General features: G+C 75.6%; 14 protein-coding genes. 5 read left to right on the forward strand and 9 right to left on the reverse strand.

Annotated elements, in window-relative coordinates:
* Positions 1-24: 24 nt before the first annotated feature.
* Positions 25-1152: a DMT family transporter gene (locus tag ACH4S9_RS45925; RefSeq protein ID WP_398377543.1), complete on the reverse strand. Its 1128-nt coding sequence runs from the start codon at positions 1150-1152 to the stop codon at positions 25-27.
* Here ACH4S9_RS45925 and ACH4S9_RS45930 point away from each other — a divergent pair.
* Positions 1151-2602, forward strand: coding sequence for a PLP-dependent aminotransferase family protein (locus tag ACH4S9_RS45930; protein WP_398377544.1), 1452 nt, complete (start codon positions 1151-1153; stop codon positions 2600-2602). The genes ACH4S9_RS45925 and ACH4S9_RS45930 overlap by 2 nt on opposite strands.
* 69 nt (positions 2603-2671) lie before the next feature.
* On the forward strand, positions 2672-3136 hold the full coding sequence (locus ACH4S9_RS45935; RefSeq protein WP_398377546.1) for a GNAT family N-acetyltransferase: 465 nt from the start codon (positions 2672-2674) through the stop codon (positions 3134-3136).
* A gap of 21 nt (positions 3137-3157) precedes the next feature.
* On the opposite strand, the gene ACH4S9_RS45940 is transcribed toward ACH4S9_RS45935, so the two are convergent.
* Together ACH4S9_RS45940 and ACH4S9_RS45945 are read right to left on the reverse strand one after the other, a co-directional pair.
* Entirely contained in the window at positions 3158-4417 is a 1260-nt protein-coding gene (locus ACH4S9_RS45940; protein ID WP_311725704.1) for a cation:proton antiporter, read from the reverse strand.
* 3 nt (positions 4418-4420) lie between these two features.
* On the reverse strand, positions 4421-4912 hold the full coding sequence (locus ACH4S9_RS45945; protein ID WP_311725705.1) for a TrkA C-terminal domain-containing protein: 492 nt from the start codon (positions 4910-4912) through the stop codon (positions 4421-4423).
* Between the two features lie 351 nt (positions 4913-5263).
* Here ACH4S9_RS45945 and ACH4S9_RS45950 point away from each other — a divergent pair, with 351 nt between their 5' ends.
* Entirely contained in the window at positions 5264-5866 is a 603-nt protein-coding gene (locus ACH4S9_RS45950) for a superoxide dismutase (protein ID WP_311725706.1), read from the forward strand.
* A gap of 73 nt (positions 5867-5939) precedes the next feature.
* Here ACH4S9_RS45950 and ACH4S9_RS45955 read toward each other — a convergent pair whose 3' ends face one another.
* From ACH4S9_RS45955 to ACH4S9_RS45975, 5 genes are all read right to left on the reverse strand, one after another.
* On the reverse strand, positions 5940-6440 hold the full coding sequence (locus ACH4S9_RS45955; RefSeq protein ID WP_398377547.1) for a copper chaperone PCu(A)C: 501 nt from the start codon (positions 6438-6440) through the stop codon (positions 5940-5942).
* 8 nt (positions 6441-6448) lie between these two features.
* Entirely contained in the window at positions 6449-7801 is a 1353-nt protein-coding gene (locus ACH4S9_RS45960; protein WP_398377549.1) for an HAD-IC family P-type ATPase, read from the reverse strand.
* Positions 7798-8070 carry a hypothetical protein gene (locus tag ACH4S9_RS45965; protein WP_385345518.1) on the reverse strand — a complete coding sequence of 91 codons (273 nt, stop codon included), beginning with the start codon at positions 8068-8070 and terminating at the stop codon, positions 7798-7800. The genes ACH4S9_RS45960 and ACH4S9_RS45965 overlap by 4 nt, the downstream gene beginning before the upstream one ends.
* Positions 8071-8229: 159 nt before the next feature.
* Complete coding sequence (locus ACH4S9_RS45970; RefSeq protein WP_311725709.1) at positions 8230-8841, reverse strand: DJ-1/PfpI family protein; 612 nt, start codon at positions 8839-8841, stop codon at positions 8230-8232.
* Positions 8838-9809 (reverse strand): GlxA family transcriptional regulator, encoded by a 972-nt coding sequence (locus ACH4S9_RS45975; protein WP_398377551.1) that lies wholly within the window; start codon positions 9807-9809, stop codon positions 8838-8840. Before ACH4S9_RS45975 ends, ACH4S9_RS45970 begins: the two co-directional genes overlap by 4 nt.
* A gap of 129 nt (positions 9810-9938) precedes the next feature.
* On the opposite strand from ACH4S9_RS45975, the gene ACH4S9_RS45980 reads away from it, so the two are divergent.
* Together ACH4S9_RS45980 and ACH4S9_RS45985 are read left to right on the forward strand one after the other, a co-directional pair.
* Positions 9939-10520 carry a histidine phosphatase family protein gene (locus ACH4S9_RS45980; protein ID WP_398377553.1) on the forward strand — a complete coding sequence of 194 codons (582 nt, stop codon included), beginning with the start codon at positions 9939-9941 and terminating at the stop codon, positions 10518-10520.
* A 153-nt stretch (positions 10521-10673) separates the two neighbouring features.
* Positions 10674-12662 carry an FUSC family protein gene (locus tag ACH4S9_RS45985; RefSeq protein WP_398377555.1) on the forward strand — a complete coding sequence of 663 codons (1989 nt, stop codon included), beginning with the start codon at positions 10674-10676 and terminating at the stop codon, positions 12660-12662.
* A gap of 183 nt (positions 12663-12845) precedes the next feature.
* Here the strand turns inward: ACH4S9_RS45985 and ACH4S9_RS45990 are convergent, their stop codons facing one another.
* A complete protein-coding gene (locus tag ACH4S9_RS45990) occupies positions 12846-13934 on the reverse strand; it encodes a pyridoxal-phosphate dependent enzyme (RefSeq protein WP_398377557.1) in 1089 nt (362 codons plus the stop codon).
* Positions 13935-13979 lie beyond the last annotated feature (45 nt).

Below are 13979 nucleotides of genomic sequence, written 5' to 3' on the forward strand. Positions count from 1 at the left end.
GGTGTTGCGGTCCCTGAGGCCAGTTTATGGCCGCTCCTCCCGGTTTGCGCCCGTCGACGCCCGCTGCGTCACGGCGATGCACACCAGGACGGCCACGGCGGCCACGGGGGCGGCCCAGGTGAGGTGTTCTCCCAGGAGGAGCACGGACCACACCAGGGTGAGCAGGGGCTGGGCCAGCTGGAGTTGGCTGGCCCTGGCCACGCCGATGGCGGCCATCCCGCGGTACCAGACCACGAGACCCAGGAACTGGGAGCCCAGGGCCAGCCACAGCACCCCGGCGACGGCGTGCGCCCCGAGGTGCACGGGCTCGGTGGCCAGGGCGGCCGCCGCGCCCGGCACCGACAGCGGCAGACAGGCCACCAGCGCCCAGCCGATCACCTGCCAGCCCGGCATATGGGCCGCCAGCCGGGCGCCCTCCCCGTAGCCCGCCGCGCACACCAGCAGCGCGCCGAACAGATACAGATCTCCGGCGGTCGGCGCGCCGCCGCTCTGCTGGAGCGCGAAGGCGACGATCACCGCCGCGCCGATCAGGGCCGCAATCCAGAACACACGGGTGGGCCTGGCTCCTTTTTTTGGGTTTGGTTCGCCTCCGGGGCGCCTCAGCCCCTGTCGACGGTCGACCGTGCTCGGCCCCTCGTTCCTCAGGGCCTGCGCGCGCTCTCCCTTTCGACAGCGGCGCGCCCCTTCGGCGGTGCGCACCGCCGCGTAGGCGGCTGTGGTCAGCGGCAGCAGGCCCACGACCACGGCGGCGTGCGAGGTGGTGGAGGTCCGCAGCGCGAGCGTGGATAGCAGCGGGAAGCCGATGACGACGCCCCCGGCGACCACCAGCAGCCCGGGCCAGTGGCGCCGGGCGGGCGGCGGGACGCGCAGGGCGGCCAGCGCGCCGCCCGCGACCAGCCCGGCCAGGGCGAGCCGGCAGGCGACCAGCGACCAGGGGCCCAGGCCCTCGAGACCCCAGGCGGTGGCGGGGAAGGTCAGGGAGAACGCGGCCACGCCCAGCGCGGCCATGACGGTGCCGAGGACGCCCCCGCGGTGGACGGGGGACGGAGCGGGGCGGGGACGGCCGAGCGGCGGCCGGGCGGCGGGGCGCGGCTCGGCGCCACCGCTCACCGCTATCGTCTCGCTCGCAATAGCGCTATCTTGGACTCTCATGCAAGAGCGTAGCAGTGTCGTGGAACTGGCCGGAATCCTCCGCACGGAGCTGAACCGCTACTCTCCGGGTGAGAAGCTGCCGTCCAGCCGGGCCCTGGTGGACCGCTACCGGGTGAGCCCGGTGACCGTCTCCCGGGCGCTCGCCGCGCTGCGCGCCGAGGGGCTCGTCGTCACCCGCCCCGGCGCCGGGGCCTTCCGGGCCGCCCGGCCGCGCGCGGCCGAGGCGCCGCGCCCCGGCGACACCTCCTGGCAGGAGGTGGCCCTCAGCGTCGAGACGTCCGGCGAGTCGGTCCCGCGCTCCGTCGACGCCTCCGGGGTGCTGATGACCCTGGCCGTCCCGCCGCCCGGCGCCCTCGAACTGCACGGCGGCTATCTGCACCCCTCGCTCCAGCCGGAGCGGGCGCTGGCCGCCGCCCTCGCCCGCGCCGGGCGGCGGCCCGGCGCCTGGGACCGCCCGCCGATCGACGGGCTGAGCGAGCTGCGCGCGTGGTTCGCCGCCGAGATCGGCGGCCGGGCCGGGGCCCTCGCCCCCTCCGAGGTGCTGATCACCGCGGGCGGCCAGAGCGCGCTGACCACCGCGCTGCGCGCCCTCGCGCCCCCCGGCGCGCCCGTACTCGTGGAGTCGCCCACCTACCCCGGGGCGCTCGCCGCCGCCCGCGCCTTCGGGCTGCGGCCGGTCCCGGTCCCCGTGGACGCCGACGGGGTCCGCACCGATCTGCTCGAACAGGCGCTGCGCGCGACCGGGGCGCGCGTCTTCCTCTGCCAGCCCCTCTTCCAGAACCCGACCGGCGCGGTGCTCTCCGCCGAGCGGCGGCGCGAGGTGCTGCGGGTCGCCCGGGAGGCGGGCGCGTTCGTGATCGAGGACGACTTCGCGCGCCGCCTCGCCCACGAGGACGCGGGGCCGCTGCCCGCGACCCTCGCCGCCGACGACCCCGACGGAGTCGTCGTCCACGTCTGCTCGCTCACCAAGGTCACCTCGGCCAGCCTGCGGGTGGGCGCGCTCGCCGCCCGCGGCCCGGCGCTGGAGCGGCTGCGCGCCATCCAGGTCGTCGACAGCTTCTTCGTGCCGCGCCCGCTCCAGGAGGCCGCGCTCGAACTCGTCGGCTCGCCCGCCTGGCCCCGCCATCTGCGCACCGTCGCCGCCGAGCTGCGCGCCCGCCGCGAGGCGCTGGCCACGGGCGTGCGGCGGGACCTCCCCGAACTCGCCCTGCGCCATGTCCCGCCCGGCGGCTTCCACCTGTGGCTGCGGCTGCCCGACGGGGCCGACGAGGCCGCGCTGACGGCCGCGGCCCTGCGCGCCGGGGTGTCCGTCGCGCCCGGCCGCCCGTACTTCTGCGCCGAGCCGCCGGCCCCGCACCTGCGGCTGGGCTTCGCCTCGGCGGCGGGCGCCGGCGAGCTGGCGGAGGGGCTGCGCCGGCTGCGCCTCGCCTGCGACGAGGTGCTGGGGTGACGGCACGCAGGATCTTCCACGTGCCGAAAACCCCTCGACGCGGCCCCCTTGACCTGCGAGTCTCCCGCCATGAGTGACACGAACGGCCGGCCGGTGCCGGACGGCTACGAGATATCCAGCGACCCCGCCCGCCTCGACCCGGCCCGGATCCACCGCTGGCTGTCCACCGACGCGTACTGGGCGCTGGGCCGCACCCGCGAGAAGCAGGACCTGGCCATCGCCGGCTCGCTCAACTTCGGCGCGTACGAGACCGCTTCGGGCACCCAGGTCGCGTACGCCCGGGTCATCACCGACCACGCCACCTTCGCCTGGCTGTGCGATGTCTACGTGGACCGGTCCGCGCGCGGGACGGGCCTCGGCACCGCGCTGGTCACGGCCGTCCGTGACCACCTGGAGCCCTTCGGGCTGCGGCGCATCCTGCTCGCCACGTTCGACGCCCACGGCGTCTACGAGAAGATCGGCTTCTCGCTCCTGGACGACCCGGAGCACTGGATGACCCTGCGCTTCCCCGGCGCCGAGGCGCCGGGGAGGTGACGCGGCCGGGCCGCGGGCAGGTCAGTGGCCGTGCTGGTCCACGGACTCCCGCGGCTCCGCCGCCTCCTGCGGCCGCTCGGCGGCCTCGGCCGCCTCGGCGAGGGCGGCCGGTTCGGCGGGCTTGCGGCGGCCGGTCAGCCGCATGGCGAGCGGCTGGGTGTAGCGGGCGGTGAGCGGGCCGAGGATCACCAGGATCAGCACATAGGCCGTGGCCAGCGGCCCCAGCTCCGGCTCGATGCCCGCCGTGACGGCGAGTCCGGCGATGACGATGGAGAACTCGCCGCGCGCGACCAGGGTGCCGCCCGCTCGCCAGCGGCCCTTGACGGAGATCCCGGCGCGCTTCGCCGCCCAGTAGCCGGTGGCGATCTTCGTACCCGCGGTGACGACGGCCAGCGCGAGGGCCGGCAGCAGCACCGGCGGAATGCTCGCCGGGTCGGTGTGCAGACCGAAGAAGACGAAGAACACGGCCGCGAACAGGTCCCGCAGCGGGCTGAGCAGGTTGTGCGTGCCCTCGGCCACCTCGCCGGACAGCGCGATGCCCACCAGGAACGCCCCGACGGCCGCCGACACCTGGAGCTGCTGGGCGATCCCGGCGACCAGCAGGGTCAGGCCCAGCACCACCAGCAGCAGCTTCTCCGGGTCGTCGCTGGAGACGAAGCGCGAGATGACCCGGCCGTAGCGCACGGCGACGAACAGCACCAGACCGGCCACGCCGAGCGCGATGGCCAGGGTGACGCTGCCCGCCGCCAGGCTCACGCCCGCCAGCAGGGCGGTGATGATCGGCAGATAGACGGCCATCGCCAGGTCTTCGAGGACCAGGATGGACAGGATGACCGGGGTCTCGCGGTTGCCCAGGCGCCCCAGGTCGCCCAGGACCTTGGCGATGACGCCGGACGAGGAGATCCAGGTGACCCCGGCCAGCACCACCGCGGCCACCGGGCCCCAGCCCATCAGCAGCGCCATGGCGGCGCCGGGCAGGGCGTTGAGCGTGGCGTCGACCAGTCCGGCCGGGTACTGGGTCTTGAGGTTGCTGACCAGGTCACTGGCGGTGTACTCGAGCCCGAGCATGAGCAGCAGCAGGATCACGCCGATCTCGGCGCCGATCGCCACGAACTCCTCACTCGCGCCCAGCGGCAGCAGACCGCCTTCGCCGAAGGCGAGCCCGGCCAGCAGATAGAGGGGGATGGGGGAGAACTGAAGGCGTCCGGCCAGCCGGCCCAGCAGGCCCAGGCCCAGGATGACCGCCCCGAACTCGATCAGGAAAAGAGCGGAGGAATGCATCGATCACTCCCGCCCAAGTATCGTCGCGGCCGTCTCCACGCCTTCGCGGGTGCCGATCACGATCAGGGTGTCGCCGCCGGCCAGCCGGAAGTCCGGCGCCGGGGAGGGGATCGCCTCCGCGCGGCGCAGCACCGCGACGATCGAGGCGCCGGTCTCGGTCCGCATCCGCGTCTCGCCCAGCACCCGCCCGTTCCAGTGCGAGACCGACGACAGCTCGACCCGCTCGGCCACCAGGCCCAGCTCGGTCGTGGACAGCAGCGCGGGGCTGTGGTGCGACGGCATCAGCGCGCCGATGAGGGACTCCGTCTCCTTGGCCGTGAGCCGCACGGACAGCGCGCACTCGTCAGGGTCGTCCTCGCGATACGCGCTCACTGTCCGCCCGCCGTCGCGATGCGCGACCACCGACATGCGTTGGTGTTCTCGCGTGGTCAGGTCGTAACGGACACCGATTCCGGGCAACGGCGTACTGCTGATCCGCGGAGCTCCCACGGCCATCCTTCCGTCGTGTGTGCCACTTGGCGGTGGACGCACGGCGGCTGGTTTTGGCCGGTGACGTCCCCCGTACACCCTATCGAACGGCAAAGACTTGGTAATGAGCGGGGCGGGAGGGGGGTGGTTGTGCACGGAGCCGGCCGGGTACCGGCGGTCGCCGGGCGAGAAGACGATCACCCCTCGGAAGGACGCGCCCGGATGGCTACGGGCGTCGATCGCGAAGGCTGACGGGCCGGCCCCGCACGCCTTCATGCTCCTGCATATCTGTAGTTGTTGCAACTAAGTCGCAATAAGGCTCTAGGGTGGGTCCCGGCACGATCACTCACCGTCGAAAGCCGAAAGGGGCTGTGCCTGATGGGCACGTACTCGCTTCCCGACCTGCCGTACGACTACGCCGCGCTGGAGCCGGCCATCACCGGTCAGATCCTCGAGCTGCACCACGCCAAGCACCACGCGGCCTACGTCAAGGGCGCCAACGACACCCTGGAGCAGCTCGCCGAGGCGCGGGACAAGGAGCAGTTCGGCGGCCTGGTCGGGCTGGAGAAGACCTTCGCGTTCAACCTCTCCGGACACGTCCTGCACTCGATCTTCTGGCAGAACCTGTCCCGGGACGGCGGCGACCGCCCCGACGGAGCGCTCGGCGACGCCATCGACGAACACCTCGGCGGCTTCGAGGCGTTCAAGAAGCAGCTCACCACCGCCACCACCACGGTCCAGGGCTCCGGCTGGGGCGTGCTCGCCTGGGAGCCGCTGGGCAAGCGCCTGATCGTCGAGCAGGTCTACGACCATCACGGCAACGTCGGCCAGGGCGCGGTGCCGCTGCTGGTGTTCGACGCCTGGGAACACGCCTACTACCTCCAGTACAAGAACGTCCGCCCGGACTACGTCACCAAGCTCTGGGACCTCGTCAACTGGGAGGACGTGGCGGCCCGTTACGCCGCCGCCAGGGGCGTCTGAACGGGACTCCGGACGGGCGCCGCGACTCCCGGGCGTACGCGGCGCGGCCGCTCGCCGCGCCCTGACACCTGCTTCAGTCGCCGAGTCGCACCACGCGGGCCGTGGCCGTGACCCGGCCGCTGTCGCGGAACCGCAACACGAACGGCAGCTCCTCGCCCAGCCGCAGCGGCGTGGAAACCTTGACCATCGCCTTGAGGCCGCCCGCCGACATGGTCAGCCCGGAGCGGGCGGGGACGGCCGCCGTGTCGACCATGGCCATGGACTCCGTGGCGCCCCTGCGCACCGTCCGGGAGAGCATGGCGCGGCCGGTGACCGGGGAGGTCACGGACACCAGCCGGTCCTCGGCGCCCCCGGCGTTGCGCACCCGGAAGAAGGCCACCGTGAACTCGTTGCCGGCGTACGGCAGCCAGACGCGGCCGTCGGTGATCCGGAGCCGGGCCGGCGAACCGGCCGCGCCGGTGGCGGTCCAGGCCGTCAGCCCGCCGAGGGCGACGGCGCTCGCCACCAGCGGCGCCAGCGCGCCGCGGACGGCGCCGGCCAGGCGGCGACGGGTGGGCGAAAGCACGGGGCGCATGACGTTCCTCATGATGGGGTGAGCCTTCGGGCGGCCGGGGCCGGGCGCGGGCCGGTGGCGTACGCGCCGAGGCCGTCGGCGACGGCGAGCAGAACACCGGCCGCCATCGCCACGACGGCGCCCGACGGGTTGAGCCAACCGGCGGCGGCGGGCGCCAGGGCGACCACCTGGCAGCCCGGCACCCAGACCAGCTGGGCGCGGAGGACGTACCCGGTGCGCCGCGCGAGACGGATCGCGTCGACGACGGCCTCGACGTCCCCGCGCGTCAGCGTCATGTCGGCCGCCCCGACGGCCACCGGGTCGCCATCCCCCAGGGCGATGCCCAGGTCGGCCTCGGCCAGCGCCGCCGCGTCCTCGGCGCCCTCGCCCACCACCGCCACCCGGTGTCCCCGCTCCCGCAACTCCCGCACCAGGACGGCCTTGTCGCGCGGCCCGACACCGGATTGCGCCTCGGCGATGCCCAACCGGTCGGCGGCGGCCCGGGCCGCCTCCTCCTGCTCCCCGGTGACCAGCACCGGCCGCAGCCCGAGCCGCTTCAGATGGCGCACCGCCCGGTAATCGCCGGGCCGCCGCACGGTGTTCAGCACGACGGTGTCGACGGCGCGCAGCGCCTCCAAGGCCCGCGGCCGACGGACCCGAACGCCGATCCGGGCGCCGCGCAGGGCGGCGGACAGCAGCGTCGCCGGGACCGCCGCCAACAGCGAGCAGGGGGCGGCCACCACCAGCACCGCCACGGCGGCGGCCACCGCGGCCCGTGGCTCGGCGCCCGCCCCGAGCCAGAAGCCCGGCACCGTCACGGCCACGGCCGCCACCATCGGCACACAGGCCCGGGCCATCGCGTCGGCCGGGAGCGGAGCCGAGGCGGCGGTACGGCGCCCGGCCCTGGCCTCCAGACAGCGCCCGGCGAGGGCACACAGCACGACCCCGGCCACCGCGTCCGGACACGGGCGTGCCGCGCCGACTCCGGCGGTGGCCGTCGGGTCGAAGGGCAGCCGTGCCCCGGGCTCCCCGGCCCCGCCCAGGAACAGGGCGTACGCCGACCAGACGAACGACGCGACGACGGCGAGCGACACCAAAGTGTCCGAGGCGACCGTCGGCTCTCGCAGCGCCCGCTGATGGAACGGCCAGGCGCCCCACACCGCCAGCGGCGCGGCGAGTACGAAGCACAGCCACTGCCAGTTGCGGAACTGCGCGCCCGGCACCACGGAGAGCACCAGCACGGGCAGCGCCAGCACCGCGGCGACCAGCAGCCGCCGGCGCTCCGGCGCCGCCATGTCGGCCGCCACGTCCTCAGGGCCCGGGCGCTGCGGCGGCATCGCGAGCCCGGCCGACGGCGCCACCTGCGGGGCCGCGGCGGTCACCGCCCGCCACCCGGCCGCGCGGCCATGCCGTGCATCCCGCCGCCGCCATCCCCGCCCTCGTCTCCGCCCCCGCCCCCGTCCCCCGGGGCGGTCCCGGACGGGCTCGACGGGCGCATCCACGGGGCGACCGGCCCGGCCGCCGCCCCCACCGCGTAGGAGGCCGCGAACAGCAGCCCGAGCAGCACCAGGAAGCCCAGCAGCGCGGGAGGCGGCGCGAGGCGCCGCACGGCGACACGCCTTTCGGGGGACGGGGGATGGTGGTCCGTCATCATCACTCCTGCGAGAGCACATGGCCTGGTCGGCCGCCGTCATGCTGGCACGCCGGAACACCGTGCGGACGCCGTGGCACGGGGGCGGGGCGCGTGAGGTTTCTCCCGGTGCGGCGCGGGAACCAGGCACCCGCGCCGGCCGACTACGTCAGGAGGTGTTCAGACAGAAGACCCCAGCGGCTCGTCGGCGAGGTAGGGCGGCGCCGGCTCGTACTGGATGTACCGGCGGACCGCGCGCGCGTGGTCCCGGCCGTGCAGGCGGCCGACCAGCCACAGCGCCATGTCGATCCCGGCCGAGACACCCTGGCTGGTGACCAGGTCGCCGTCGACCACATAGCGGGCGTCGCGCACCACCGTGACCTCGCCGCGGGCCTCCAGAGCGTCCTCGAAAGCGTGGTGGGTGGCCACCCGGCGACCGCGCGCCGGGCCCGCCTCGTGCAGCAGCAGCGCCCCGGTGCAGACGCCGGTGGTCCACTCGGTGTGCGCGGAGGTCTTGCGGATCCAGTCGATGACCGCCGGGTTGGACACCTCGCGGCGGGTGCCCATGCCCCCGGGCACCAGCAGGACGTCCAGCGGCGGATGGTCGTCCAGCGTGTGGTCCGGCAGCACCCGCATGCCCTTGTTGCAGCGGACGGCGCCGGGCCGTTCGGCGATGAGCAGCGCGGTGTCGGCGTGGTCGCGCAGCATCGACGAGGCGGTGAACACCTCCCAGGGGCCGACGAAGTCGAGCTCCTCGGCCCCCTCGAACACCAGCAGTCCGTAGGTGGTCATGTGTACTCCCTCGTGGATCGGAAACGGTCCCGGTAGTCGGACGGGGCGACGCCGACATGGCGGTGAAAGGCGCGGCGCAGGGTCTCTGCGGTGCCGAAGCCGCACCGCCGGGCGATGGCCTCGACGGGGTCGCCGCCCTCGACGAGCGCGCGCTGCGCCGCCTCGACCCGCACCCGCTCCACATAGACCGCGGGCGGCACGCCGAGCTCGGCGGCGAACCTGCGCTGGAGATGGCGTGTGCTCAGCCCGGCACACCCCGCCAGATCCGCGACGGTGTGCCGGGCGCCCGGGTCGGCGTGGATCGCCGACACCGCGGCGCCGATCGAGTCGGTGGCCGGCTGCGCCGACCACAGCCCCACGCCGAACTGGGACTGGCTGCCGGGGCGGCGCAGGAACAACACCAGCTCCCGGGCCACGGTGTGGGCCGTCTTCCGCCCCAGATCCGCCTCCACCAGCGCGAGCGCCAGATCCATCCCGGCGGTCACGCCCGCCGAGGTCCACACCTTCCCGTCCCGGACGAAGATGGGATCGCAGTCGACCCGCACCCCGGGGTGTTCCCGGGCCAGTTGCTCCGCGCGGCCCCAGTGGGTGGTGACCCGCCGCCCGTCCACGAGCCCGGCGGCGGCCAGCAGGAACACCCCGCTGCACACCGAGGCGACCCGCCGGGCGCCGGCCGCGGCCGACGCGATCCAGCCGGTCAGCGCCGGATCGTGGCGGGCCCGGTCCACCCCGCGGCCGCCCGCCACCACCAGCGTGTCGATCCCGCCGGGGTCGAGATCGGCCACCCCGTGCGCCGCGTGCACCGGCAGGCCGCCGGACGACCGCACGGGGCCCGGGAGGGGCGCCACGATCCGGCAGGAGTAGCCGCCCGCGAGGCGGTCGGCGTGCTGGAACACCTCCAGCGGACCGGCCAGGTCGAGCGACTGGAACCCCTCGTAGATCACGAAGACGACGTGTCGCTGGTTCACCCTTCCACCCTGCGGTCTGTCCCGGATGGCGGCAAGGACACACACCCCACACATCGCGCCACCCATTCCCACACGGCGGAACGGGCTTCGGCAGCCGCCACCATGATCCATGCCGCCTACCATGCCCGGATGAACTTCCGGCTCACGCTGATCGCCTCCGCCCGCAGTTCCTCCCGGCTCGCCGAGCGTTTCGACGACGACCGGCCGCTCGACCCGGCGGGCTGGCGCGAGGTCGAGCGCGTGGCGCCCTCGCTGCTTCCGCTGGCCGCCGCTGAGCTGCGCTACTGCTCTCCGTCGGCCCGCAGCCGGGAGACCGGCGACATCCTCGGTTTCATGCCGCTCTCCCAAACCTCCCTGCGCGACTGCGACATGGGCAACTGGCGCGGCCGGACCCTGGAGGAGGTGAAGGAGCGCGAGCCCGAGGCGGTCGACGCCTGGCTCGCCGACCCGGGCAGCGCGCCGCACGGGGGCGAGTCGCTGTCGGCGTTCATCAACCGCGTGGGCAGATGGCTGGACAACCGGCCCGCCGGATTCGACGACCGGATGCTCGCCGTCGCCGACGCGGGTGTGATCCGCGCCGCGGTGACCCACGCGATGAAGGCGCCGCCGCACTGCTACTGGAACGTCGATGTGCTCCCGCTGTCCACCGTCACGCTGATCGGCGGGGCCGGGCGGTGGCGGCTGTGCGTGGACCGCGAAGCGCAGTTGTAAGGCCCGCCCAGCGGTCTGCACAGCGGTCCACACAGCGGTCTACACAGTGGAAACGCAGCGGTTACGGAATGTCGGCATCGGTCGCGTACGTTCGAGGGGACGTGTCCTCGACGACGAGGGAAGCCCCCCCGCCCGACCGCCCGGAGGACACCGTTGCGCACCCCGCACACCTCGCCCGCACTGCCCCGCTGGCTCACCCACCCGCTGCCCGGCGCTCGCGGGCTGCGCGGGCCCGTGCCCTGGGCGGCGGTGGCGCGCGGCGCGCTCGGCGTGGGGCCCGTGCTGGCGGCCGGAGTGGCCGCGGGGCAGACCTCCGCCGGGGTGACCGCGGGCCTCGGCGCGATGTTCGCGCACATCAACGACCGGCCCGCCACCCGCGCCACCCGCCTGGTGCGCATCGGCCTGCCCGCCCTGGCCGGGGCCGTGGGCATGCTCACCGGGGCATGGCTGGGCACGCTGGGGCTCGGCACCTGGATCGCGCTCGCACTCGCGGCGGTCGGCCTGGTGTCCGGCGCGATCAGCGCGATCGGGCCGGTGTGCTCCTCGGCCGGGGTCCAGCTGATGGTGGTGTGCGTGGTCGGCACGGGCATGCCCGCCCCCGAATCCCCGCCCGCCCGGGCCGGGCTGCTGCTCGCCGGCGCCGCGTGGGTGCTGGCCATGGCGTGGCTGCTGCCGCTGCTCGCCCCCCTTCGGGGTTCGGTTCGCCCGGCGGCGGGCCTGCCCGACGAGCGGGTCGCGGTGGCCGCCGTCTACGACGCGCTCGCCGACCTGATGGCGGCGGTCGGCACCGAGCGCGGCCATGCGGCCCGGCGCCGGCTGACCGCCGCGTACGACGCCGCCTACGAATCGCTCTACGCACACCGTGTCCCGCTCCACCGCCCCGACGCCGGCCGGCGCCGGCTGCGCGATCTGCTGGCGGTGGCCGGGGCGTTGAGCGAGACGGCGGTGACCCTGCTGTGGGAGGGCGAGCCGCTGCCCGCCCGGGTGGCGCGGACCCCCGCGCTGCTGGCCCGCTCGGTGCGCACCGGCCGGCCGCCGGGCCCGCTCCCCGCGCCCGCGCCGCACACCGCCGGCGGCCTCGCCGCGCACCGCGCGGTGCTGCTGGCCGCCCGTGTCTTCGACGGCGAACCGGCCCCGGCCGTCGGCGCGGTCGGCCCCGGCCCCCGGCAGCGGCTGCGCCGGGCGCTCGGCCCGGCGGGCCGGGAGTACGCGGCCCGGGTGGGGCTGTGCGTGGGCGTCGCCACCGCGCTGGCCCGGTCGCTGCCGGGCGAACACTGGTACTGGCTCCCCGCCACCGCCGCCTTCCTGGTCAAGCCGGACATGGGCCCGCTGGTGTCGCGGGCCGTGAGCCGCGCGTTCGGCACCGCCGTCGGCGTGGCCGTCTTCGGCGGGCTCGCCGCGCTGCTCGGCCCGCTCGCGGGGGCGGACGGGGTGTGGCCGGTGGCCGTCGCCGCGGTGTGCTCGGCGCTGATCCCGGTGTCCGTACGCCACTTCGCGCTCCAGACGGCGGTGCTCACGCCACTGCTGCTGTCCCTGGTGTACCTCGGCGGCGACCGCGGCGCGGGGTACGCGCGGCTCACGGACACGCTGCTGGCCTGCGCGGTGGTGCTGGCGGCGGGCGCGCTGCCCGGCCTCGGCGGCCCGCGCGCCCAGGTGTCCGTACGGCTGTCGCTCGCGGTCCGCGCCACCCGCGACCACCTGGACCGGGTGCTGGATGCCGACGCGCCGTACGCGGTACGGCTGCGGCTGCGTCGCGAGGCGTACCGCGCGCTGGCGGACGCCCGGCGCGCGGTGGAGGTGGCGGGCGCCGAACACCCGCCGTTCGGGCGCGACCTGGCGGCGTGGGCCCCGGTGGTGGCCGCGCTCGAGGAGATCGTGGACGCGACGACGGCGTGCGGGGTCCGGCTGGACCACGGCGCGCCGCGCCCGGAGCCGGCCCTCGCGGACGGGCTGCGGGCCGCCCTGTCGGACCTGGCCGACGCGGTCGCCGCCCGTCGCCCGTCGGCCGATCTCCCGCTGCCCGCCGGACCGTTGGTCACCGTCCCCCGGCTACCGCTGGGCGGCGTCCCCTGCGCGACCCTCGCCGACGTCACCGCGGGCCTGCACCGCGCCCGGCAACTCGCCGGTTCCGCTAGGCCCTGATCTCTGCGGGCCCGCGACGCCTGGCACGCGCCCTCGCGCTGCGTTGTCGGGCCCGCGAGGGCGGCCCTCCGCCTTGCGATCGCACGCGCCCCCGGCTACCGCCGGCGGGGGTACCTCCCAGCGGTAGCCGGGGGCGCCCGGCCGTGTCCGCGAAGTGCCGGGTCCGGGACGGCCGGACACGGCCTAACCGGCCGGCGGCCGCCATTCCCCGGTGGTGGCGAACCGCTCGACGACGCCCGCGTACGGCGCCGGGTCGAGCCCCCGGGCGCGTACCCACTCGGGGTCCAGGTGGGTGTTCCGGTACGGTTCGGCGTGGTCGCCGACGAGGCCGACCACGCTGCCCCGCGCTCCCGACTCGCGCATCCGCGCCACCAGGTGGCATACGCCCCACAGCCCGGTCCCGGCCGCCGGGCCGGCCGGGACGGCGGCCGTGTCGTGCAGCCATCGCAGGGCGGCCAGGGACGCGGCGTCCGGAACCGGGATCACCAGGTCGATCACGGTGGGCAGGAACCCGGGCTCGGTGCGGGGGCGGCCGATGCCGGGGATCCGGGAAGGCATGCCGGTGGCGTAGTCGCGGCAGCCGCTCGCCCACGCCGGGAAGTAGGCGGAGTTCTCCGGGTCCACCACGGCCAGCCGGGTCGGATGGCCGTGGTGGCGCAGATGGCGTCCGATCGAGGCCGAGGTGGCGCCGGTGCCGGCGCCGGTGACGATCCACGCGGGCACCGGATGCGGCTCCTCGCGCAGCTGCGTGAAGATCTCGTCCGCGATCGTCGGTTCGCGGCTTGCGGCCAGGGCCGGCTCGGCGTCGGTGAAGTGGTCGAGGAAGTGTCCGCCGAGCCGCTCGGCCACCGCGCGGGCCTCCTCCTGCACCGCGGCCGGCGGCTGTTCGGCCACCTGCCACCGCCCGCCCTCCCGCTCGACGCGGGCCAGGGTGTCCGCCGGGGTCTTCGCCGGTACGACGGCGAGGAACGGCAGATCCAGCAGCCGCGCGAAGTGGGCTCCCGCGACGGCGACCGCGCCCCCGGTGGCGGCGACCACCGTGGTGTCCGCGGTGATCCGGCCGGTCGCGATCGCCTCGTGGAACATGGCCCGCACCAGGCGGTGTTTCACGCTGCCGGTGGGGTGTGCGGACTCGTCCTTGAGATAGACCCGGACGTCCGGCAGCGCGGGCAGCGGAAGCGGCCGGAGCGGGGTCGGGCCGCTTCCGCGGCCCTCCGCGCGGAGGCGCCGGATCGCGTCCGCCGCCCAGGCGTTGGGGTGGTCCGAGGTCATGGGCCCCGAGCCTATCCAGGGCCGCTGCCCGGCGCCCCGGCCCGG

The organism is Streptomyces sp. NPDC021225 (assembly GCF_044332865.1).
Taxonomy (GTDB): domain Bacteria; phylum Actinomycetota; class Actinomycetes; order Streptomycetales; family Streptomycetaceae; genus Streptomyces.

Excerpts from the sequence above, each read along its gene's own strand:
- ACH4S9_RS45930 (WP_398377544.1), top strand. The coding sequence starts at position 1,151 with ATGCAAGAGCGTAGCAGTGTCGTGGAACTGGCCGGAATCCTCCGCACG.
- ACH4S9_RS45925 (WP_398377543.1), bottom strand. The coding sequence starts at position 1,152 with ATGAGAGTCCAAGATAGCGCTATTGCGAGCGAGACGATAGCGGTGAGC.
- ACH4S9_RS45970 (WP_311725709.1), bottom strand. The coding sequence starts at position 8,841 with ATGACCACCTACGGACTGCTGGTGTTCGAGGGGGCCGAGGAGCTCGAC.
- ACH4S9_RS45940 (WP_311725704.1), bottom strand. The coding sequence starts at position 4,417 with ATGCATTCCTCCGCTCTTTTCCTGATCGAGTTCGGGGCGGTCATCCTG.
- ACH4S9_RS45945 (WP_311725705.1), bottom strand. The coding sequence starts at position 4,912 with ATGGCCGTGGGAGCTCCGCGGATCAGCAGTACGCCGTTGCCCGGAATC.
- ACH4S9_RS45955 (WP_398377547.1), bottom strand. The coding sequence starts at position 6,440 with ATGCGCCCCGTGCTTTCGCCCACCCGTCGCCGCCTGGCCGGCGCCGTC.
- ACH4S9_RS45980 (WP_398377553.1), top strand. The coding sequence starts at position 9,939 with ATGAACTTCCGGCTCACGCTGATCGCCTCCGCCCGCAGTTCCTCCCGG.
- ACH4S9_RS45965 (WP_385345518.1), bottom strand. The coding sequence starts at position 8,070 with ATGACGGACCACCATCCCCCGTCCCCCGAAAGGCGTGTCGCCGTGCGG.
- ACH4S9_RS45990 (WP_398377557.1), bottom strand. The coding sequence starts at position 13,934 with ATGACCTCGGACCACCCCAACGCCTGGGCGGCGGACGCGATCCGGCGC.
- ACH4S9_RS45950 (WP_311725706.1), top strand. The coding sequence starts at position 5,264 with ATGGGCACGTACTCGCTTCCCGACCTGCCGTACGACTACGCCGCGCTG.
- ACH4S9_RS45935 (WP_398377546.1), top strand. The coding sequence starts at position 2,672 with ATGAGTGACACGAACGGCCGGCCGGTGCCGGACGGCTACGAGATATCC.